Origin of the sequence: Streptomyces sp. NRRL F-6492 (assembly GCF_001280125.1) — a bacterium.
Classification (GTDB): Bacteria; Actinomycetota; Actinomycetes; order Streptomycetales; family Streptomycetaceae; genus Streptomyces.
This window is the reverse complement of the sequence record NZ_LGEG01000222.1, coordinates 124,793-146,463: the sequence shown is the minus strand read 5'-3', so window position 1 is coordinate 146,463 and position 21,671 is coordinate 124,793. Positions and strand designations below refer to the sequence as shown.

General features: G+C 73.4%; 19 protein-coding genes. 10 read left to right on the top strand and 9 right to left on the bottom strand.

Translation table 11 applies throughout. From position 1 onward, the window contains the following. Nucleotides 1–7: 7 nt before the first annotated feature. Complete coding sequence (locus ADL08_RS20525) at nt 8–637, top strand: HAD family hydrolase (protein ID WP_107092115.1); 630 nt, start codon at nt 8–10, stop codon at nt 635–637. Here the strand turns inward: ADL08_RS20525 and ADL08_RS20520 are convergent. Further along, nucleotides 625–903 carry a hypothetical protein gene (locus ADL08_RS20520; RefSeq protein WP_053645048.1) on the bottom strand — a complete coding sequence of 93 codons (279 nt, stop codon included), beginning with the start codon at nt 901–903 and terminating at the stop codon, nt 625–627. The genes ADL08_RS20525 and ADL08_RS20520 overlap by 13 nt on opposite strands. A 135-nt stretch (nt 904–1,038) precedes the next feature. On the opposite strand from ADL08_RS20520, the gene ADL08_RS39020 reads away from it, so the two are divergent. Next, entirely contained in the window at nt 1,039–1,422 is a 384-nt protein-coding gene (locus ADL08_RS39020; protein WP_053645046.1) for a cold-shock protein, read from the top strand. Between the two features lie 22 nt (nt 1,423–1,444). On the opposite strand, the gene ADL08_RS20510 is transcribed toward ADL08_RS39020, so the two are convergent. The 4 genes from ADL08_RS20510 to ADL08_RS20495 form a co-directional block, all read right to left on the bottom strand. Next, the gene (locus ADL08_RS20510; protein WP_053645044.1) at nt 1,445–2,296 is read right to left on the bottom strand and encodes a 1,4-dihydroxy-6-naphthoate synthase; all 852 of its coding nucleotides are present in this window, start codon (nt 2,294–2,296) and stop codon (nt 1,445–1,447) included. Beyond that, nucleotides 2,287–3,069: a futalosine hydrolase gene (locus ADL08_RS20505; protein ID WP_053645042.1), complete on the bottom strand. Its 783-nt coding sequence runs from the start codon at nt 3,067–3,069 to the stop codon at nt 2,287–2,289. The genes ADL08_RS20510 and ADL08_RS20505 overlap by 10 nt, the downstream gene beginning before the upstream one ends. 7 nt (nt 3,070–3,076) lie before the next feature. After that, on the bottom strand, nt 3,077–3,559 hold the full coding sequence (locus ADL08_RS20500; RefSeq protein WP_053645041.1) for a hypothetical protein: 483 nt from the start codon (nt 3,557–3,559) through the stop codon (nt 3,077–3,079). 128 nt (nt 3,560–3,687) lie between these two features. Further along, nucleotides 3,688–5,064: an MFS transporter gene (locus ADL08_RS20495; protein ID WP_053645039.1), complete on the bottom strand. Its 1,377-nt coding sequence runs from the start codon at nt 5,062–5,064 to the stop codon at nt 3,688–3,690. A 681-nt stretch (nt 5,065–5,745) separates the two neighbouring features. Here ADL08_RS20495 and ADL08_RS20490 point away from each other — a divergent pair. Continuing rightward, the gene (locus ADL08_RS20490) at nt 5,746–6,675 is read left to right on the top strand and encodes a DUF3027 domain-containing protein (RefSeq protein ID WP_078968441.1); all 930 of its coding nucleotides are present in this window, start codon (nt 5,746–5,748) and stop codon (nt 6,673–6,675) included. Nucleotides 6,676–6,784: 109 nt separating this feature from the next. After that, entirely contained in the window at nt 6,785–9,952 is a 3,168-nt protein-coding gene (locus tag ADL08_RS20485; protein WP_053645037.1) for a sacsin N-terminal ATP-binding-like domain-containing protein, read from the top strand. 314 nt (nt 9,953–10,266) lie between these two features. Here ADL08_RS20485 and ADL08_RS20480 read toward each other — a convergent pair whose 3' ends face one another. Further along, nucleotides 10,267–12,675, bottom strand: a complete 2,409-nt coding sequence (locus tag ADL08_RS20480; RefSeq protein WP_053645035.1) for an HAD-IC family P-type ATPase — start codon at nt 12,673–12,675, stop codon at nt 10,267–10,269. A 134-nt stretch (nt 12,676–12,809) separates the two neighbouring features. Beyond that, the gene (locus ADL08_RS20475; protein ID WP_053645033.1) at nt 12,810–13,106 is read right to left on the bottom strand and encodes a DUF2530 domain-containing protein; all 297 of its coding nucleotides are present in this window, start codon (nt 13,104–13,106) and stop codon (nt 12,810–12,812) included. A gap of 145 nt (nt 13,107–13,251) precedes the next feature. Between ADL08_RS20475 and ADL08_RS20470 the strand changes: the two genes are divergently transcribed. Further along, nucleotides 13,252–14,703 (top strand): NCS2 family permease, encoded by a 1,452-nt coding sequence (locus ADL08_RS20470; RefSeq protein WP_053645031.1) that lies wholly within the window; start codon nt 13,252–13,254, stop codon nt 14,701–14,703. Here ADL08_RS20470 and ADL08_RS20465 read toward each other — a convergent pair. Next, entirely contained in the window at nt 14,673–14,927 is a 255-nt protein-coding gene (locus ADL08_RS20465; protein WP_053645029.1) for a hypothetical protein, read from the bottom strand. The two genes, ADL08_RS20470 and ADL08_RS20465, sit on opposite strands and share 31 nt — an antisense overlap. Nucleotides 14,928–15,151: 224 nt before the next feature. Here ADL08_RS20465 and ADL08_RS20460 point away from each other — a divergent pair, with 224 nt between their 5' ends. Next, a complete protein-coding gene (locus ADL08_RS20460) occupies nt 15,152–15,595 on the top strand; it encodes a MarR family winged helix-turn-helix transcriptional regulator (RefSeq protein WP_053645027.1) in 444 nt (147 codons plus the stop codon). Nucleotides 15,596–15,621: 26 nt separating this feature from the next. Next, a complete protein-coding gene (locus ADL08_RS20455; protein WP_053645026.1) occupies nt 15,622–16,959 on the top strand; it encodes an MFS transporter in 1,338 nt (445 codons plus the stop codon). A 109-nt stretch (nt 16,960–17,068) separates the two neighbouring features. Here the strand turns inward: ADL08_RS20455 and ADL08_RS20450 are convergent, their stop codons facing one another. After that, complete coding sequence (locus ADL08_RS20450) at nt 17,069–17,539, bottom strand: GNAT family N-acetyltransferase (protein WP_234352206.1); 471 nt, start codon at nt 17,537–17,539, stop codon at nt 17,069–17,071. 149 nt (nt 17,540–17,688) lie between these two features. Here ADL08_RS20450 and ADL08_RS20445 point away from each other — a divergent pair, with 149 nt between their 5' ends. The 3 genes from ADL08_RS20445 to ADL08_RS20435 all read left to right on the top strand — a co-directional run bounded on the left by ADL08_RS20445 (nt 17,689) and on the right by ADL08_RS20435 (nt 21,640). Beyond that, nucleotides 17,689–19,860: a hypothetical protein gene (locus ADL08_RS20445; protein WP_159043130.1), complete on the top strand. Its 2,172-nt coding sequence runs from the start codon at nt 17,689–17,691 to the stop codon at nt 19,858–19,860. A 53-nt stretch (nt 19,861–19,913) separates the two neighbouring features. Next, entirely contained in the window at nt 19,914–20,498 is a 585-nt protein-coding gene (thpR, locus tag ADL08_RS20440) for an RNA 2',3'-cyclic phosphodiesterase (protein ID WP_053645020.1), read from the top strand. A gap of 152 nt (nt 20,499–20,650) precedes the next feature. Further along, the gene (locus ADL08_RS20435; protein ID WP_053645017.1) at nt 20,651–21,640 is read left to right on the top strand and encodes an aldo/keto reductase; all 990 of its coding nucleotides are present in this window, start codon (nt 20,651–20,653) and stop codon (nt 21,638–21,640) included. Nucleotides 21,641–21,671: the final 31 nt, after the last annotated feature.

The following is a 21,671-nucleotide window of genomic DNA, read 5'->3' as shown; positions in this document are numbered from 1 at the left end:
GCCCAGAATGGGAGCCATGACCTCTCCGAGCGCGCCCCTCACCGTCGGCTTCGACCTCGATCTGACCCTCCTCGACACCCGCCCCGGCATCAGGGCCACGTGGGAGGCGTTCGCCGCCGAGACCGGGGTCGTGATCGACGCCGGTCTCGTCGTGACCCGCCTCGGGCCGCCGCTCGAACACGAGATGGCGTACTGGTTCCCGCAGGAGCGCGTCCCGGAGATGACGGCCCGCTACCGCGCGCTCTACCCGGAGTACGCGATCGGGCCCACCGTCCCGATGCCGGGCGCCGAGGACGCGCTCCGGGCCGTCCGCGAGGCGGGCGGCCGGACGCTCGTCGTCACCGCCAAGAACGGCCCCCACGCCGAACTGCACTTCGCGCACCTCGGCATCGAGCCCGACGCGGTCGTCGGCGGCCTGTGGGCCGAGGGCAAGGCGGAGGCCCTGCGCGCCCACGGCGCCCGCGTGTACGTGGGGGACCACACCGGCGACGTCCGGGGCGCCGCCGCGGCGGGTGCCCTCTCGGTGGCCGTGGCGACCGGCCCCTGCCCCGCCGAGGAGCTGCGGGAGGCCGGCGCGGACGTGGTCCTGACGGACCTGACGGACTTCCGTGCCTGGTGGGAGGGCTACCTGGCCTGAGCGGACGGGTCCGCGCCGGTCCTGGCCTGGCGCCGCTGGGCCGCGATCGAGCGCATCACACCGGCGGCGGCGACGAGGAATCCGACCCCCATCAGCATGGAGACGGTGTACGCGACGGTGGGGAAGGGGTCCGTCCCGAGGAACAGCGGAGCCACGGTGACCAGCGTCGCGACCGCGCCGATCACGAAGAGGACGCCACCGGCCTTGACGAGGCCGTCGCCCGGGGCGCTGTCGTCCGCCGGCACGGCGCGGGTTTCACTACGCATTCGACCAGGGTAGTTCCCAGGCCTCAGGAACACATCGGCGACGTCTTGTCACCGGCCTCCGGACCATTAGCCTTGGTGCCGGCGGGTCGGTCGACCCGCCGTTTGCCATCCCCATCGACGAGGACGAGGACGGACGTGCCTACCGGCAAGGTGAAATGGTTCAACAGCGAGAAGGGCTTCGGCTTCCTCTCCCGTGACGACGGCGGCGACGTCTTCGTCCACTCGTCGGTGCTCCCCGCCGGAGTCGAGGCGCTGAAGCCGGGCCAGCGGGTGGAGTTCGGAGTCGTCGCCGGTCAGCGCGGCGACCAGGCGCTTTCCGTCACGATCCTCGACCCCACCCCGTCCGTCGCCGCGGCCCAGCGCCGCAAGCCCGACGAACTCGCGTCCATCGTGCAGGACCTGACGACGCTCCTGGAGAACATCACGCCGATGCTGGAGCGCGGCCGCTACCCCGAGAAGACCCAGGGCAAGAACATCGCCGGCCTGCTGCGGGCGGTCGCCGACCAGCTCGACGTCTAGACCCCCCCTACGGTCTGGCCCCCTAGGGGAAGGCGAGCGCGTCCGGGCCGAGGGGCGGTACGAGTCCCTCGGCCGCGGCGCGGGTGAGCAGCCCGCGGACCGCCGCGTAGCCGTGCTCGCCGAGGTCGGCCGTGAACTCGTTGACGTAGAGCCCGATGTGCTGGTCCGCCACCTTCGGGTCCATCTCCTGGGCGTGCTCCATGACGTACGGCCGGGAGGCCGCCGGATCGTCCCAGGCCGTCCGCACGGACGCGCGGGCCGAGTCGGCGAGCAGCCGGAGGGTCTCCGCGCCGAGCGAGCGGCGGGCGACGATCGCGCCGAGCGGGATGGGCAGGCCCGTCGTGGACTCCCAGTGCTCGCCCATGTCGGCGAGCCGGTGCAGCCCGTACTCCTGGTACGTGAAGCGGGCCTCGTGGATGACGAGCCCCGCGTCGACCTTGCCGTCGCGGACGGCGGGCATGATCTCGTGGAACGGCATCACGACCACCTCGCCGACCCCGCCGGGCACGGCCTCGGCCGCCCACAGCCGGAACAGCAGGTAGGCGGTCGAGCGCTCGCTCGGCACGGCGACGGTCCGCCCGGCCAGGCCGGCGGCGGTCCCGGCGTCCCGGGTGAGGACGAGCGGCCCGCAGCCCCGGCCCAGCGCGCCGCCGCAGGGCAGCAGCGCGTACTCGTCGAGGATCCAGGGCAGGACGGCGTACGACACCTTCAGGACGTCGTGCGCGTCGGTGCCGCTCTCGGCCCAGCCGTTGGTGACGTCGATGTCCGCGAAGGTCACGTCGAGCCGGGGGGCGCCCGGGACGCGCCCGTGGGCCCAGGCGTCGAAGACGAAGGTGTCGTTGGGGCAGGGCGAGTAGGCGATCTTCAGGTGCACGGCGCCTCCACGAAGACGGTTCGGCCGAGGAGCAGGACGGCGTGCCGGAGCGCGTCCAGGGCGTCCCCGACGCGCCAGGCGGCGCGGTCGCGGGGCCCGACGGCGTTCGACACGGCCCGGAGTTCGACGACGGGCACGCCGTACGCGGCGGCGGCCTCGGCGACGCCGAAGCCCTCCATCGCCTCGGCGGCGGCCCCGGGGTGCCGCTCCGCCAGCTCGGCGGCGCGCCGGGCGCTGCCGGTGACGGTGGAGACGGTGAGGACGGGGGCGACGGCGCACGGCGGGCCCCCGGCGGCCAGGGCGGCGGCGAAGCGGCCGGTCAGCGACCCGGGCACGGGGTGGACGGACCGCCCGAAGCCGAGCTCCTCGACGGCGAGGTACCCGTCGGGGGTCTGCGCCCCGAGGTCGGCGGCGACGATCGCGGACGAGACGACGAGGGACCCGGGCGGGGCGGACGGCTGGAACCCGCCGGCGATCCCGGCGGAGACGACGAGGTCGTAGGGGCGCCGCCCGTGCTCCGTGCCGTGCTCCGCGCCCGTCAGCGAGGCGTACGCCAGGGCCGTGCCCGTCGCGGCGGCGGCGGCCGCGGGGCCGACCCCGCCGACGAGGACGTCGACGCGCGCGCGGTCCCCGTCCGCGTGGCGGCGCAGGGCGAATCCCCCGGGCAGCGCAACCCGCTCCGGGGCGTGCTCCGGGGTGGCGGACGCGAGGCCGGCGGTGACGGAGTCCGCCTCCGCCGCCACGGCCGTCACGATCAGGATCCGGTGGACCACCGGCGGATCAGGATTCCTTCTTCAGCTGGAAGTGCCAGATGCCGGTCAGCTTCTTGCCGGTGTTCTCGACGATGGTGACCTGGGCGTTGTCCACGGTCTCGCCGGTCTGGCCGGAGGCGAAGAAGGCGCTGGCCGGAATGGTCCGGTAGGTCTTCTTGTACGGCTCGGCCTCGGCCTGCTGGCCGCCGAGGAAGATCGTCCAGCCGTTGTCGGCGATCTCGGGGTCCACACCGAAGCGGATCTTGTCGTCCGGTGCGACGGTGAGGGACTTCTCGGCCTTCTTGTTGAGGCACTCCTGGACCTGCGACTCCTTGATGGCGTCACCGCCGTTGTAGCAGGCGGCCTCGGAGTGGACCGATTCGGTCCCGACCGTCAGGGTCGCGAGCGGAGTCGGCTTGTCGCAGGCGGAGAGGACGAGGAGCCCGGCGGAGACGGCCCCGAGGGCGACGGCGGTCCGGCGGCGCGAGCCGGAGAAGAACGGAACGGTCATGAGCCGAAGGCTATCTGGCCGCCGCTTCCGCGCCACGCGGGGGTACGGCGTGCCGCCTCCCCGTAGGGGAAGGGCTGGGCCATCCGTACCGCCCGGCGCCCCGTTCGCGCGGTCTTCCGCGCCGTCCGTCACGCCACCCGCGTCTTCGAACGGTTCTTCGGGCCCGGGCGGCGGGCGGCCGAGAGCAGGCCGCGGACGGCGAGCAGGGCGCCCAGGGCCAGGATGGCGGCGGCGACGGACATGCCGAGGGTGCCGTTCAGGGGGAGCGCGATGCCGATCGCGCCGCCCACCACCCACGCCATCTGGAGGGCGGTCTCGGAGCGGGCGAACGCCGAGGTCCGCACCACCTCCGGCACGTCCCGCTGGATCAGCGCGTCCAGGGACAGCTTCGACAGGGCCTGGGTGAGGCCCGCGACCGCGCCGAGGACGGCGACCATCACGCCGCCGAAGAAGACCGCCGTGCAGACGGCCGTCCCCAGGACCACGCTGATCATCGTGGCGATGATCACTTCGGGTCCGTGGCCCCGGTCGCGGAGCAGGGAGCCGACCGCCGTCCCGCACGCGTTGCCGACGCCCGCCGCCACGCCCACGATGCCGAGGGAGACGGCGGCGCTCTGCCCCGACAGGGGGTGCTCGCGCAGCAGGAACGCCAGGAAGAAGATCAGGAAGCCGGACAGCATGCGCTGGGCCGCGTTGGCCGCCAGGCCGTGCAGGACGGCCGGGCCGACCGTCCGCAGGCTCGGCTTCTTCTCGCCGTGGGTCAGCAGGTGCGCCCGCCGCTCGCCCTTCGCGGAGTCCACCTTCGGCGGCATCCGCAGCGCCCAGAACACGCCGAGCAGGAACAGCGCGCACGCGCCGTACAGCGGCCAGCCCGGCCCGATCATCTGGAGGCCCGCGCCGATGGGCGCGGCGATCCCGGTGGCGAGCAGCCCCGCCAGGGTGACTCTGGAGTTCGCCTTCACCAGCGAGAAGTCCGGTGGGAGCAGTCGGGGCACGACCGCGCTGCGGACCACCCCGTACGCCTTCGAGGCCACGAGCACGCCGAGCGCGGCCGGATAGAGCTCGATGCCGCCGGTCGCGACGGCCCCGGACATCATGATCGCCAGGACCGCGCGGGTCCCCATCGCGCCCGCCATCGCCGCGCGCCGACCGTGCGGGATGCGGTCCAGGAGCGGGCCGATCACGGGGGCGAGGAGGGCGAACGGGGCCATGGTGATGGCGAGGTAGAGGGCGACGCGGCCGCGGGCCTCGTCGGTCGGCACGGAGAAGAAGACGGTGGAGGCGAGGGCGACGGTGATCATGACGTCCCCGGCGCCGTTCACGGCGTGCAGCTCGATCAGCTTGCCGAGCCCCGACTCGCCCGCGCCGTGCGCGTGGGTGGCCTTCCGGATGCCCTTCGCGGTGCCGGTGAACGGCAGGTGCAGGGCACGCCCGACCGCCCGGCCCGCTCTCCGGAGCGGCCCGGCGTGATCCTCGGATCGTACGGGGGACCGTGCGGCTGCCACCCCGTCATAGTGCCCCAAGTGCGAGGTGCGAACCGTGACGTGACGCGGGAGACATCCGGGCCGTCCGGACCGCGCCCGCCCCGGGCCGAGGACCCGCGCCCCCTCGGACGCACCGCACGGACCCCCGCACTCCGGGCGTGTCGCCCGGGCCCGCACGTCCGCCGACCGGGCGGCCGGAACCCCGGAACCCCGCGACCGGGCGCCCGGAACCCCGCGACCGGGCGGCCGGGCCCGGCGCCCGCGCTGATCTCCGGCTTCCGCGAGGACGGCGGCCCGTACGGCCCGGCCCGGCGGAACCGGCGCTTCCGCGAGCGGGCGGGCGCGCGGTCGGGCCCGGCGGACGGGGGCTTTCCCGGTCGGGGGCGGCCCCGGCGTCTCCGGGGTTCCCGGGGCTTCGCGACCGGTCGTGTCGCCCGTGACGCGGCCCTCTTGGGGCGGGCAGGTGGGCGGCGGCCCGCGAACGGGGTAGCGTGCGTAGCGCGTCACCGGCGGAAGCTCTCGGCCGCGCGCCTCTTCGGCATACCGCAGAATGGATGGCGTTAGGTGTGCCCGAGACGCGCGAGACACGTCGGGTGCGGACGTCGATGCGGCCCCCCGGTCCGCTCCGCCCGCCGCCCGCTGCTTCGCTCCCGCCTCCCGGCCGGCGCACCTGTGAGACGGCGTAGGAGAGAAGCGATACCTGTGAGTGCTGCGACGACGCGAAGCGGTACCCCGCGTGCCCCGCGAGCCACGCGTACCCCCGACCGCCTGTGCGCCGAGGCGGTGGAACTCGCCCGGGAGGCCGCCGAGGAGGCGGCCGCGCCGGGGATCGTGGGCGCCCACGTCGAGGTCGTCGCGGAGGGCGACCGCGTCGTCACCCACTTCTTCGAGTGCAAGGAGCCCGGCTACCGGGGCTGGCGCTGGGCCGTGACCGTCGCGCGCGCCTCCCGCGCCAAGAACGTCACGCTTGACGAAACCGTCCTGCTGCCCGGCTCCGACGCCCTCCTCGCCCCCGAGTGGGTGCCGTGGAGCGAGCGGCTGCGCCCCGGCGACATGGGACCGGGCGACCTCCTGCCCACCGAGCAGGACGACCCGCGCCTGGAGCCCGGCTCCATGGACGAGGACGTGCCGCCGCCGAACTCCGCGGTCTCGGAGGAGCTGGCGGACCACCTCGACGTCGAGGACGCCGAGATCGTCGCCCGTACCCCCTCGCGGGGCGCGATCGCGTCCGTCGCCGACGAGCTCGGCATGCGCCGGGCCCGGGTCCTGTCCCGCTATGGACTGCGCGTGGCCGCCGACCGCTGGGACGAGGCCTTCGGCCCCAGGACCGCGATGGCCCAGGCCGCCCCCGCCACCTGCGACTCCTGCGCCTTCCTGGTGCCGCTCGCCGGCTCCCTGAAGCAGGGCTTCGGCCTCTGCGCCAACGAGTTCTCCCCGGCGGACGGCCGGGTCGTCTCCCTGGCGTACGGCTGCGGCGGCCACTCGGAGGCCGCCGTCATGCCGAAGCCGCCGCGCCCCGCGCCCCCGGTCCACGACTCGACGGCCGTCGACGCCTTCCCGCTCCGCCCCGCCGGGGACTCCGGCTCCACCACGGAACCGGACGCGGTCCTGGAGGACCTGGGCCACTCGTAGGGGCGGCCCCTCCGCCGGGAAGGCGGTGCCGCGCGGCGCGGTACCTTCGGGCCCGGGGACCTCCGGAACGGCACCGTACCGGCCCCGCCCCGATTCACCGCCCCGCAGAGTGGAGTCAGACGTGAGCGTCAGCGTCCGGACGACGACCGACGGAACCGACCCCTTCGGCACCGCACGGCTGCGCCGCGGCGTCCTGGACGTCTGGGGGGCCTCGCCCGCCCGGTTCCGGGAGGACGCCAACGCCGAGGAGGACCTCGCGCTCGGCGGCTACCGCGACCGGCTGGTCGTCGAGCTGGCCCAGAACGCCGCCGACGCCGCCCACCGCGCCGGCGTCACCGGCCGCCTCCGCCTCACCCTGCACCCGGCGGGCGCCGAGGGCCCCGCCGTCCTCGCCGCCGCCAACACCGGCGCCCCCCTGGACGCCACCGGCGCCGAGTCGCTGTCCACCCTCCGCGCCTCCGCCAAGCGCGAGCAGGGCGGGGAGGGGGGCGCGGGGGCCGTGGGCCGCTTCGGCGTCGGCTTCGCCGCCGTCCTCGCCGTCACCGACGAGCCCGCCGTCCTCGGCCGCCACGGCGGCGTCCGCTGGTCCCTCGCGGAGGCCCGCGACATGGCCGCCGAGGCCGCCCGGTACAGCCCCGGCCTCGGCGACGAACTGCGCCGCCGCGACGGCCACGTGCCCCTGCTGCGCCTCCCGCTGCCCGCCGAGGGCACCGCGCCCGACGGATACGACACCGTCGTGGTCCTGCCGCTGCGCGACGCGGCCGCCCGGGACCTCACCGAGCGGCTCCTCTCGTCGGTCGACGACGCCCTGCTGCTCACTCTTCCGGGTCTCTCCGAGATCGTCGTGGAGACACCCGAAGGTGTACGAACCCTCCGCCGCTCCGAGGCCGACGGCTACGTCCGCATCGAGGACTCCGCGAGCGACTCCGCCACCGGCGCGCACCGCTGGCGGACCGTCGCCCACGGCGGCCCCCTCGACGCCGAACTGCTCCGGGACCGCCCGGTCGAGGAGCGGCTGCGCCCCTTCTGGTCGATCACCTGGGCCGTGCCCGTGGACGACGAGGGGGCCCCGCGCTACCCGCGGACCACCCCCGTCGTGCACGCCCCCACCCCCACGGACGAACCCCTGGGCATCCCCGCCCTCCTCATCGCGTCCCTGCCGCTCGACACCGCCCGCCGCCACCCCGCGCCCGGGCCGCTCACCGACTTCCTGGTTCAGCGGGCGGCCGACGCGTACGCCGAACTCCTGGCGGACTGGCGGCCGGTGACCACCGCCGCGCTCGACCTCGTGCCCGGCCCGTTCGGCAAGGGCCCGCTCGACGGGGCGCTGCGCGAGGCGATCCTCGACCGGCTGCCGCGCATCGGGTTCCTGGCGCCCGCCGTCCCCACCGAGGAGCTGCCCGCGCTCCGCCCGATCGAGGCGGAGGTCGTGGAGGGCGCGGGCGCCGAGACGGTGAACGTGCTCGCGGAGGTCTTCCCGACCCTCCTCCCGGCCGGTCTGGAACGCCGCCCGGAGCTGCGCACGCTCGGCGTCGGCCGGGTGCCGCTGACCGAGGCGATCGACCGCCTGGCCGGGGTCGACCGGCCCGCCGGCTGGTGGTGGCGGCTCTACGACTCGCTGGCCGGCGTCGACCCGGACCGGCTCACCGGCCTGCCGGTGCCGCTGGCGGAGGAGGACGGGGGCACCCGGTCCCGCACGGTGATCGGCCCCCGCCAGGTCCTCCTGCCGCAGGAGGGCACCCCGCCCGAGCTGGCCCGGCTCGGCCTGAAGGTGGCGCACCCGGACGCCGCCCACCCGCTCCTGGAGAAGCTCGGCGCCCTGCCCGCCACGCCCCGCGCGATCCTGACGACCCACCAGGTGCGGCTCGCGGTCGCGGCCTCCCTCGACGTGGGCGAGATCTGGGACGAGGACATCGACGCCCTGGACGCGGAGGAGCTGGCGGAGACCGTCCTCACCCTGGTCAGGGACGCGGACCTGGCCCCGGGCGAGGAGCCGTGGCTGGGCGCGCTCGCCCTCCCCGACGAGGACGGCGAACTCGCCCCGGCGAGCGAACTCGTCCTGCCCGGATCGCCCTTCGCCGCCGTCGTCCGCGAGGACGAGATCGCCTTCGTGGACGCCGGCCTGGCCGCCCGCTGGGGCGAGCAGCCCCTCACCGCGTGCGGGGTGCTCGCCACCTTCGCCCTCGTCCGTACGAGTGATCTCGTCCTCGACCCGGACGAGGTCGAGCCCCGCGAGGGCGACTACCCGGAGCCGGACGACGCCGGGCTCCTCGACGCGGTCGACGTGTGGTGCGAGGACGTCCTCGACCGGCTCCCGGAGTCGCCGGTGCCGCCGGTGGCGACGGAGATCGTCGCCGTACGGGACCTGGACCTGGTCGACGACGACGCCTGGCCGCAGGCGCTCGCCCTGCTGGCCGCGCCGCCCCTGCGGGACGCCCTGATCGAGCCCGTACGGGTCCTCCTGCCGGACGGCTCGACGGAGACCGTCCGCTCGTACACGGCCTGGTGGCTCCGGGACCACCCGGTCCTGGACGGCCGCCGCCCGGCCGGACTGCGCGCCGCCGGCACCGACCCCCTCCTGATGGGCCTGTACGACTCCGCCGACGCGACCGGCTTCGAGGACGAGCAGGTCCTGCGGGCCCTCGGCGTCCGCACCTCCGTCCCGGCGCTCCTGGACGAGCCGGGCGGCGCGGCGGAGCTCCTGACCCGCCTGGCCGACCCGGACCGGGTGGTGACGGCCCCGCAGCTGCACGCCCTCTACACGGCCCTCGCGGACCTGGACCCGGAGCAGGTGACCCTCCCGGACGAGCTGCGGGCGGTCGTCGACGGCGTCGTGACCGTGGTCGACGCGGCGGACGCGGTGGTGGCGGACGCCCCCGACCTCCTCGCCCTGACGGCCGGGCTGCCCCTCCTCCCGGTCTCCCCGTCCCGGGCGGCGGACCTGGCCGAACTGTTCCAGGTGCGCCGCCTGAGCGAGACGGTCGAGGCGGAGGTCACGACGACCGGCGAGGAGCACGGCGTCCCGGACTCCGTCACGGCCCTCCTCGGCCCCGCCACCCCGGGCTTCTACGTCGAGCACGAGGAGCTCCGCGCGGGCGGCACCGAACTCGACTGGCGCCGCACCCCCGACGGCACCGTCCACGCCGCCACCCTCGAAGGCGTCGCCGCCGGCCTCGCCTGGGCCGCCGGCCAGTGGCCCCGCCGCTTCGAGGTCGCCGCCCTCCTGGAGGACCCGACCCGCACGGAGGAACTGTCGAGGGACCGCTGGTTCGACTGAGGCCCGCGAGGGACGCCCCCTGGGCGAACCAGACCCCGCTGTGCCGGTGCCGGGCCGGGGGTACGTCGACGGCGTCGGCGGCGTCGAGGTCCCCGGCGCCGTACCTCAGGTCGTCCAGGACGACGGCGTGAAGAGGCTCCCCGGGCAGCCGGTCGGCAGAACCGTTCCGGCGGGCGAGGGAAGGGTGATGAGCGGTACGAGCCACGGAGACTCCATCGGGCGGCCACCGCCAGGCATCTCCTGGCGGGCTACCTGAAGCCCCGGGGGCCGGTCGCACGCGCGTTCCGCACGGGGGGACCGTACCCCCGGTACCCCTACGCCGGGAACCTCCGGTCCACCCAGCGCCAGGCGATCTCCAGCAGGGCCGCGCCCGTCGCCGCGATCGCGGCCGCCGCCCAGGGCATCGTCGTGCCGACCAGTTTCAGGGCGAAGAAGTCCTGGAGCCAGGGGACGACCAGGACGAGGAGGAAGGCGCCGGCCATGGTGGCGACCAGGGCGAGGCGCCACCAGGTGTAGGGGCGGGCGATGATCGCGAGGACCCAGAGCGAGACCAGGAAGAGGGTGAGGGTCGCCGCGCTGGTCTCCGCCTCCAGGGCGCCCTCGCCGCTGTAGTGGTGGCGGGCCAGGAGGTACGTGGTGAAGGTGGCCGCCCCGGCGATGATCCCGCCCGGGACCGCGTACCGCATCACGCGGCGCACGAAGTGCGGCCTCGCCCGTTCCTTGTTCGGGGCCAGGGCCAGGAAGAAGGCCGGGACGCCGATCGTCAGGGTGGACAGCAGGGTCAGGTGGCGGGGGAGGAAGGGGTACTCCACCTGGGAGCAGACCACCAGGACCGCCAGCAGCACCGAGTAGACCGTCTTCGTCAGGAAGAGGGTCGCCACGCGCGTGATGTTGCCGATGACCCGGCGGCCCTCCGCCACCACCGACGGCAGCGTCGCGAAGGAGTTGTTCAGGAGGACGATCTGCGCGACCGCCCGGGTCGCCTCCGAGCCCGAGCCCATCGAGACGCCGATGTCGGCGTCCTTCAGGGCCAGGACGTCGTTCACGCCGTCCCCGGTCATCGCGACCGTGTGCCCCTTCGACTGGAGCGCGGCCACCATGTCCCGCTTCTGCTGCGGGGTGACCCGGCCGAAGACCGCGTTCTCCTCCAGCACCTCCGCCATCTTCTCCCGGTCCTCGGGGAGCGTGCGGGCGTCCACCGTGTTCTCCGCGCCCGGCAGCTCCAGCTTTCCGGCCACCGCCCCCACCGAGACCGCGTTGTCGCCCGAGATGACCTTGGTGGCGACGTTCTGGTCGGCGAAGTACGCGAGGGTGTCGGACGCGTCCGGGCGCAGCCGCTGTTCCAGGACGACGAGCGCGGTCGGGCGCGCGGCCTCCGCCGCCCCGGGGGCGCCGGGCCCGCGGTCCGTACGGGCCAGGAGGAGGACCCGCAGGCCCTGCTCGTTCAGGTGGTCGGTCTCGGCGAGCGCCGGGTGCCCCTCCGCCAGGAGCACGTCCGGCGCGCCGAACAGCCACGACGACTCCTCGCCGCCACCCTCGTCGAACGTCGCGCCGCTGTACTTGCGGGCCGAGGAGAACGGCAGCGCCTCCGTGCAGCGCCATCCGTCCGCGTCCGGGTAGGCCTCGACGACCGCCTGGAGGGAGGCGTTGGGGTGCGGGTCGGACGCGCCGAGCGCGCCGAGGACCTTGCGCGCGTACGCCTCGTCGGAGCCGTTCAGCGGGCGCAGGGCCGTCACGTCCATGCCGCCCTCGGTCAGCGTGCCCGTCTTGTCCAGGCACACGACGTCGACCCGCGCCAGGCCCTCGATGGCCGGCAGCTCCTGCACGAGGCACTGCTTGCGGCCGAGGCGGACCACGCCGATCGCGAAGGCCACGGAGGTGAGGAGGACGAGCCCCTCCGGGATCATCGGGACGATGCCGCCGACGGTCCGGGCGATCGAGTCCTTGAGGTTGGTGTCCTTGACGATCAGCTGGCTGATGATCAGACCGGTCGCGGTCGGGACCATCATCCACGTCACGTACTTGAGGATCGTGGAGATGCCGCTGCGCAGCTCGGAGTGGACGAGCGTGAAGCGGGACGCCTCCTCCGCGAGCTGCGCCGCGTACGCCTCGCGGCCGACCTTCGTGGCCGTGAACGTGCCGCCGCCCGCCACCACGAACGAGCCCGACATCATCGGGTCGCCCGGCTTCTTCACCACCGGGTCCGCCTCGCCGGTGAGCAGCGACTCGTCCACTTCCAGGCTGTCGGCCTCCGCCACCACCCCGTCGACGACGACCTTGTCCCCGGGGCCGAGCTCGATCAGGTCCCCGAGGACGATCTCCGAGGTGGACAGCTCGGCGGCGGTCCCGTCGCGCCGGACCGTCGGCTTGGCCTCGCCGATGACGGCGAGCCCGTCGAGGGTCTTCTTGGCGCGGAGCTCCTGGACGATGCCGATGCCGGTGTTCGCGACGATCACGAAGCCGAAGAGGCTGTCCTGGATCGGGGCGACGAAGAGCATGACCACCCACAGCACGCCGATGATCGCGTTGAAGCGGGTGAAGACGTTCGCCCGGACGATGTCGACGGCCGAGCGGGAACTCCGTACGGGGACGTCGTTGACCTCCCCGCGCGCGACCCGCTCCGCGACCTCGGCGGACGTGAGTCCGGCCGGGCGGTGCTCGACGGGCGGGCCGTTCCCCGCCGTCCCGCCGTTGTCCGTGTCGATCTTCGCCCGCTGCGTCATGCTCTCGACGGTACGACCGGAAGGGGGCGTTCACCTGCCGGAGAGGGGGATATGGGGGTGGGGATCGGACCCCGGGGGGACGGGGGTGGTCCCGTGGTACCACCCGCCGGTGCCGCTTCCGGTGCCGGGCGGGGTTACGGAGCCGGTCGTTCCGGGGCTTCCCCCGTCGGCGTCGCCGCTGCCGTCGCCGCCGCGTGCCGCTTGAGCGCCGCGTCCCGCTTCCGTACGTACCAGATGCCGATGAGGCCGAGTCCCGCCCCGGCCAGGCAGGTCCACACCCACCAGGTCAGGTCCCGGTCGTCGAACCAGCCGTAGAAGGGGAGCTGCACGAGGAAGAGGACGAACCAGAGGACCGTTCCGCCGGTGATGGTGGCGACGACGGGCCCTTCCAGGGGCTCGGGTGCCTCGTGCTTCGGTGTCCACTTCGCCATGGGGGCCAGTCTAGGTGGCGCGAATTCTTGTCTACGCGCGGAGATGGACGCTCGCTCGTTCATGTGTTCATACTGAAACGGTTTGCCTGTGGCGGGTTTCCTTCGTATGAACCGCCAAAACGGACACTCTCCTACGAGGATTCCCATGAGCACCACGGCCACCGCCAAGGCCCCTTCCCCCGAGCCGTCCGGTTCCCACGAACCGACCTCCGGCCTCGACCGCTTCTTCAAGATCTCCGAGCGCGGCTCGACCGTCGCCCGCGAGGTCCGGGGCGGCTTCGCCACCTTCTTCGCGATGGCCTACATCATCGTGCTGAACCCGATCATCCTCGGCAGCGCCAAGGACATGTACGGGCACCAGCTCGACAGCGGCCAGCTGGTCACCGCCACCGTCCTCACGGCGGCGTTCACCACCCTCCTCATGGGCGTCATCGGCAACGTGCCGATCGCGCTCGCCGCCGGCCTCGGCGTCAACACGGTCGTCGCGCTCCAGCTCGCGCCCCGGATGTCCTGGCCGGACGCCATGGGCATGGTCGTCCTCGCCGGCATCGTCGTGATGCTGCTCGTCGCGACCGGTCTGCGCGAGCGCGTCATGAGCGCCGTCCCGGCCGGGCTCCGCAAGGGCATCGCGATCGGCATCGGCCTCTTCATCCTGCTGATCGGCCTCGTCGACTCGGGCTTCGTCTCCCGCATCCCCGACGCCGCGCACACCACCGTCCCGCTCCAGCTCGGCGGCGACGGCCACCTCACCGGCTGGCCGGTCCTCATCTTCGTCCTGGGCGCGCTGCTCACCCTCGCGCTGATCGTCCGCAAGGTCCCCGGCGCCATCCTCATCTCGATCGTCGTCATGACGATCGTCGCCATGGTGATCAACGCGGTCGCGGACGTCCCGTCCTGGGGCCTGACCACCCCGGAGTGGCCCGGCAACCCGGTCGCCTCGCCCGACTTCGGCCTCTTCGGGCAGTTCAGCCTCTTCGGCGGCTTCCACAAGGTCGGCGTCCTGACCGGCGTCCTCTTCGTCTTCACCGTGCTGCTGTCCTGCTTCTTCGACGCCATGGGCACGATCCTCGGCGTCGGCGACGAGGCCAAGCTGACCGACAAGGACGGCAACTTCCCCGGCATCAACAAGGTCCTCCTCGTCGACGGCCTGGCCGTCGCCTCCGGCGGCGCGACCTCCTCCTCCGCCACCACCTGCTTCGTGGAGTCCACGGCCGGCGTCGGCGAGGGGGCCAGGACCGGCCTCGCCTCCGTGGTCACCGGCGGTCTCTTCTCGGTGGCGCTGTTCCTCACGCCGCTGGCCACCATGGTCCCGTCCCAGGCCGCCACGCCCGCGCTGCTCGCGGTCGGCTTCCTGATCATGGCCGGTTCGGTCCGGGACATCGACTGGAGCGACTTCACCATCGCGGTGCCGGCGTTCCTGGCCATGGTGATGATGCCGTTCACGTACTCGATCACGAACGGCATCGGCATCGGCTTCATCGCCTTCAGCGTGCTGCGTCTCGCGGCCGGCCGGGGCCGTGAGGTCCCGGTGGCCATGTACGTCGTGTCGGCGGTGTTCGTCTTCTACTACGCGATGCCGGCGCTCGGCCTCACGTGATCCCGGGGCGGGGCGGGTGCCTGCCGCGGCTCCGCCTCCTCCCCCTCCGCACCGTAGAACTTCTCCGTCTCGTCGACGGCGGTCTTGAACCGCTCGTCGAAATCCTCGCGAATGAGCGTCCGGGCCACGTAGTCCTGGACGCTCATTCCCCTTTTCGCGGCGTGACTCCTGAGCCGGTCGAGCAGCTCACCGTCGATGCGCAGGCTGAGCACTGTCGATCCCATGCCGTCAGGGTCGGGGCAGCCGGGGCTTCTTTGCGTCACTTTCTGGATCCGACTCACTCGTTTGGGTGATACATGGATGCCGAAGCGTGATCTGCGCCGGTGTGTGTTGTCACGGGCGGGCGTGTGTGGTCGCGCGCGGGTGCGGGGGGTGGGTTGTGTGATCCGTGCGACGTCGGTGGGTTTCCAGTGGTATTTAGGCAGAGTAATGAGTTATGCTAACGAACATGCCTGACCTGTCCCGCGGCACCGCCGACGACGTCGCGGCCGTGAACGCGCTCCGCTCCTCCGTCATGCGGCTGGGCCGACGCCTCAAGCACCAGCGCGTCGACGAGTCGCTGAGCCCCACCGAGATGTCGGTGCTCGGCACCCTGTCGCTCTGCGGCTCCGCGACCCCCGGCGAGCTGGCCCGCAAGGAACACGTCCAGCCGCCCTCGATGACCCGCATCGTCGCGCTGCTCGAAGCCAAGGGACTGGTCCGGCTGGAGCCGCACCCCGACGACCGCCGGCAGAAGGTGGTCAGCCAGACCGAGCAGGCCGAGGCCATGCTCGAGGAGTCCCGCCGCAAGCGGAACGCCTGGCTGGCCGCGCTCGCCGAGGGTCTGGACGAGGACGAATGGGCCAAGCTGCGCGCGGCCGCCCCCGTCCTGGAGAAGCTCGCACACCTGTAGACCCCGAGCCGAGGAGGCGACGCACTTTGAGTACGGGACCCGGAGCAGACTCCGCACCCGTCCACAAACCCGATACCTACACCCGCCGGGGCGGGGGAACCTTCTCTTCGCTCAAGATCCGGAACTACCGGCTGTTCTTCACCGGAGCGATCGTCTCCAACACCGGTACGTGGATGGCCCGGATCACCCAGGACTGGCTCGTCCTGAGCCTCACCGGCTCGGCCGCCGCCGTCGGCATCACGACGGCCCTCCAGTTCCTGCCGATGCTGCTCTTCGGCCTGTACGGCGGCGTCATCGCCGACCGGTACCCGAAGCGGCAGCTCCTCCTCGTCAGCCAGGCGGCTCTCGGGCTGTGCGGTGTGGCGCTCGCCGTCCTGACCCTTTCCGGGCACGTGCAGGTCTGGCACGTCTATCTGATCGCTTTCCTGCTGGGCATGGTCACCGTCGTCGACAATCCGGCGCGGCAGTCCTTCGTGTCCGAGATGGTCGGGCCCGAGCAGCTTCGCAACGCTGTTTCGCTGAACTCCGCCAACTTCCAGTCCGCGCGGCTCGTCGGGCCCGCCGTTGCCGGTGTCCTCATCGCCGGGGTCGGAAGCGGGTGGGCCTTCCTGTTGAACGGTCTTTCGTTCGTCGCGCCCTTGGTGGGTCTGCTGCTCATGCGGACCGGTGAGCTCCACAAGGTGGAGCGCGTCCCGCGCGGGAAGGGACAGCTCCGGGAGGGGCTGCGGTACGTGGCCGGACGGCCCGATCTGGTGTGGCCCATCGTGCTGGTCGGCTTCATCGGGACGTTCGGGTTCAACTTCCCGATCTGGCTCACGGCCTTCGCCGACGGGGTCTTCCACGTGGGGGCCGGTACGTACGGTTTCCTCAACACGCTGATGGCCGCCGGCTCGCTCGTGGGCGCCCTCGCGGCCGCCCGGCGCGGCTCGACCCGGCTGCGGATGCTGGTGATCGCCGCCGGTGTCTTCGGCGTCCTGGAGGTCGTGGCGGCCCTGTCGCCGGCGTTCTGGATGTTCGCGCTGCTGCTCGTGCCGATCGGCATGATCGGTCTCACGGTCAACGTCACCGCCAACTCCGCCGTGCAGATGGCCACGGATCCCGCGATGCGGGGTCGGGTGATGAGCCTCTACATGATGGTCTTCGCCGGGGGGACGCCCATCGGGGCGCCGCTGCTCGGGTGGGTCACCGACGCGTACGGCGCCCGGGTCGGGTTCGCCGCCGGCGGGTTGATCTCGCTTGCCGCCGCCGTGGTGGTGGGGCTCGTGCTCGCCCGGGTCGGGGGGCTCAAGGTCGCCGTGGGGTGGCGGCGGGGGCATCCGCGGGTTCGGTTCGTTCCCCGGGAGCGGTTGGTGACCGCGGCGTAGTGCCGGGGCGGGCGGTGGTGACGGGGCCGGGGCCTCCCCCGCTCCGGCCCCGCCCCCTCCCGTACGTCGTCGTCGGGCCCGCCGTTCCGGGGCCCGGCCCGTCTCTTCGTCAGACCCTCTGTTCCAGGATCTGGCCCTGCCAGTCGCCCACCGCGAAGGTGTCCGTGCGGGTGAAGCCCTGCTTCTCGTAGTACGCGATCAGGCGGCCCTCGCTGCCCGCGAAGCAGTCCACCCGGAGGAGGGAGACCTTCCGGCGGCGGGTCTCCGCCGCCGCGTGGGCCAGGAGGGCCGCGCCCACGCCGTGGTGGTGGAAGCGGGCGTCCGTCGCCAGGAGCCGTACGTACACCTCCGGTTCTTCTGCTGGGGGTACGTGCTTGCCGGGGTGCGGCGTCAGGGTCATCGTGCCCGCCGGGACGCCGTCGACCTCCGCCAGCCAGAGGTCGCCCTCGGCCACCGTCTCCTCGACCTGGCGTACGGCGGCGGGGCGTGTGGTGAAGGGTTCCGTGCCCCACTGGGCGGTGATCCCCTTGCCGTTGAGCCACACGACGGCGCTGTCCAGGATGGTGAGTGTCGCGGGCATGTCTTCGGGCCCGCCCCTACGGATCTTCATGGACGTCGAGGTTAGTCGTACAACCATTCGGCGGGACCGGGGGCCGAGAGGGGTGTATTCGTCAAGTGGGGGAGGAACGCGCCTTGCGTACTGTTTTGTCTCGTCGTGTCGTGCTGTCGGTGGGGGTCGTTCTGGCGGTCGCCGCCCCCTTGCTCTCCGTTCCCGCCGTCGCCGCGGTGCCCGTGGCCGTGACGGCGCGGGCGGCCGCTCCGATCCAGGTCCCGTTCCTGGCGTCGGGCGGACACGTGGCCGGTGCCGGGAAGACCGGGTTCCTCACGGTGGACGCGGACGGCGTCGCGCGGTGGACGCGCTACTCGGACGGGGTGTCGAAGGTCATCGCCTCTAGCGGGTCCGGCGTCCACGGCTCGGCCTCGGACGTCGTGCTGGTCACCAAGGCGAGGCCCCAGCGGTTCGGCACCGAGTCGGCGACCGCGTACGACATGGCGACCGGTGCGGCCCCCGTCACCTTCGGCGGGTTCGAGGGAGAGGCCAGGTACGGGGTGGGCACCGCCCTCTTCGAGGAGTACCTCGACTTCGACATCCGGCTCGTGACCCCGGAGGGCGGTCGTGACGTGGAGGGGCTGGAGTGGATTCACGAGTCCTCCTTCTCCGTCGTCGACAGCCTGCCGGGGACCGCTCTCGTCGTTCGCCGCACCGGCGAACCGGGCGGCACCAACCTGGTGGTCGTCGACATCGCCGGGGCACGCGTCAGCGACAAGTACCCCGTGAGCCCGGACGCCTCCATGATGGGCGCCTCGATCACGCGGGACCGCGTCGTGTGGGTGGAGCGGGCGAAGGCGGACGGGAAGACCGTCCTCGCCTCGGCGAAGCGCGGTTCGGCCGAGGTGACGCGTACGCCGCTGCCGCGCGACCTCGGCCCGGGGGACGGCGGCGAGCTGATCGGCGACTGGCTCGTCTCGAACGGCGGCGGGGCCGGGAGCGGGTTCGTGGCCCACCCCCTCGTGGACGGGGCCCCGGTCAGGCTCCTCGACCACGCCGAGAGCGTGCGGAAGTCGGGCGACGGGACGGTGCTCGCCTTCGGCACCACCGCCGACCGGGGGCGCGGCGTCTACCGGATCGCCGTCGGCGCGGACGGGAGGCCGGCCGCCGAGCTGATCGCCTCCACCGGCGAGCCGCCGGCCCCCACGACCCCGGTCGGCTTCACGAGCGCGGCCGTCCCGGCCGTCCTGAACTTCGACGGCGTCGCCAAGATCCCGCTGAGCTGGAAGTTCTCCACCAGCCAGATCGATCTCACGATCGAATTCAAGCGCAGGGACGGCCTGGGCACCTTCGTGACGGAACTCCGGCCCCGCACCACCGGCACGGGCGTTCTGCCCGACGGCTCGCTGGGCATCGACTGGGCGGGGGAGAGCGGGTACCGCGGCGAACACCTGGAGGCCGCTCCCAACGGCACGTACGACTGGACCGTGACGGCCAAGCCCTGGAACGGGATGCCGGCCGTCACCGCCACCGGAAGCTTCGAACTGAAGCGTTCGCCGCAGCCGCACGACTACAGCGCCAACGGTTCGGTGGACCTGTTCGCGCGCCGGGCGGACGGCGCGGTCGACGCGTTCGACACGCGCTGGGACGACGCCACGGGCCGGCTCGTCACCGGTCAGGAGTACGGCTCGGTGATCTGGTGGGGCGACTGGAACGCCTACGACCGCGTGGAGGCCACGGGCGACGTCGCCGGCACCGAGGTCTTCGACACCGTCGCCCGAGACAAGGCCGGCGTCCTGTGGCTGCACGAGGGCGACGACGTGCGGTCGGGCCACCAGCCCCGGAAGATCGGTGCCGGGTGGGGCGTCTACGACCTGCTCGCCGGTGGCAGCGATCTGTCGGGCGACGGGCGGGCGGACCTGGTCGCGGTGGAGAAGGCCGGTGACCTGTACCTGTACGAGGGGACGGGGGCCGCGTCCGCGCCGTACAAGCCGCGGAAGAGGATCGGGTTCGGGTGGGACGTCTACAACGAGCTGGTCGCCGTGGGCGATGTGGCCGGGGCTCCGGCCGGTGACCTCGTCGCGCGGGACGGGGCCGGGGTGCTGTGGCTGTACCTGGGGAAGGGCGACGGCACGTACGCGCCCCGGGTGAAGGTCGGCGGCGGCTGGAACGAGTACCGGGACGTCGTGGGGATCGGCGATGGGAACAAGGACGGGCGTCCCGACCTGTACGCGCGGAGTGCGGCGGGCAAGGCGTACTTCTACGCCGGTACGGGTGACTGGCGGGCGCCGTTCGCGGCCCGGACCGCCACGGCGGTCGGCGCCGACACGCAGTACGACCGGGTGTTCTGACGGGCGTGCCGCCGGTCCGGGGGTCCGGGCCGGCGGGCTGTCAGACTCCTCCCATGAGGCTCTTCGCCGCCGTCCTGCCGCCGCCGGAGCGGCTGGACGAGCTCGGACACGTCGTCGACCGGCTGCGCCGGCTGCCCGGGGCGGAGGGGGTGCGCTGGACCTCGCGGCCCGGATGGCACCTCACGCTCGCCTTCATGGGGGAGGTGGAGGACGCGGCGCTGCCCGAGCTGCGGGCCCGGCTGGAGCGGGCCGCGTCCCGCACGCCGCCGTTCTCGCTGCGGCTCCACGGGGGCGGTCACTTCGGGCGGCGGGCGCTGTGGGCCGGGGTCGCCGGGGACCTGGACGCGCTGCGGCTCCTCGCCGAGCGGTCCGAAGCGGCCGCGCGCCGGGCCGGGATCGCGATGGAGGAGCACCGCCGGTACCGGGCCCACCTGACCGTCGGCCGCGGGCGGGGCGACGGGATGGACACCGGGCCCTTCCTGGACGTGCTCGACGGGTTCGAGGGCGGCCGGTGGGAGGTGGGCGAGCTGGCCCTGGTGCGGTCGAACCTGCCGGTGAGCGGGGTGCGGGGGGAGCAGCCCCGGTACGAGAGGGCCGGGGGGTGGCCCCTGGGCGGGGGCGGGGACGGGCCGGGTTAACCTCGATGGGTGGACCCGAAGACTCGTAACCGGATCATGGCCGGTGTGCTCGTACTGATGTTCGCGATCATCGCGGTGGCGTCGCTGGCCGGTCAGTAGGCGGCGCGCGGGCGCTTGCTTCGAGCGCACTCCAGGCAGTTGGCTTGTCCCCCATGGAGTACACGCAGCTCGGACGCACCGGACTCAAGGTCAGCCGCCTCGTCCTCGGCACGATGAACTTCGGGCCCCAGACGGACGAAGCCACCAGCCACGCCATCATGGACACGGCGCTGGACGCGGGGCTCAACTTCTTCGACACCGCCAACGTGTACGGGTGGGGTGAGAACAAGGGGCGGACCGAGGAGATCGTCGGCTCCTGGTTCGCCCAGGGCCACGGCCGCCGCGACAAGACCGTCCTCGCCACCAAGGTGTACGGGAACATGGGCGCCGACGGCGAGGCCTGGCCCAACCACGACAAGCTCTCCGCCCTCAACATCCGGCGGGCGGTCGAGGGCAGCCTCAAGCGGCTCGGCACCGACTACATCGATCTCTACCAGTTCCACCACGTCGACCGCGCCACTCCCTTCGAGGAGATCTGGCAGGCCGTCGACGTGCTCATCCAGCAGGGCAAGATCCTGTACGCCGGGTCCTCGAACTTCCCCGGGTACAAGATCGCCCAGGCCAACGAGGCCGCCGCCCGGCGCGGATCGGTCGGGCTCGTCAGCGAGCAGTGCCTCTACAACCTCTTCGAGCGGCGCGCCGAGATGGAGGTCATCCCGGCCGCGCAGGAGTACGGGCTCGGGGTCATCCCCTGGTCGCCGCTGCACGGCGGTCTGCTCGGCGGCGTCCTGAAGAAGGAGGCCGAGGGCAAGCGGCGCACGGAGGGGCGCGCGGCGGCCACGCTCGCCGACCCGGCCGCCCGGGCGCAGTTCCAGGCCTACGAGGACCTGCTCGACAAGCACGGCCTGGAGCCGGGCGAGGTCGGGCTGGCGTGGCTGCTCACCCGGCCCGGCGTGACGGGGCCGATCGTCGGGCCCCGCACCCCGGAGCAGCTGGCCGGCGCCCTGCGCGCCCTGGAGGTCGAGCTGGACGGGGAGTTCCTGGCGGCCCTGGACGAGGTCTTCCCCGGCCCCGGGCCGTCCCCGGAGGCCTTCGCCTGGTGACGTTCCCGGCCCCGGACCGGCGCGGACCGGT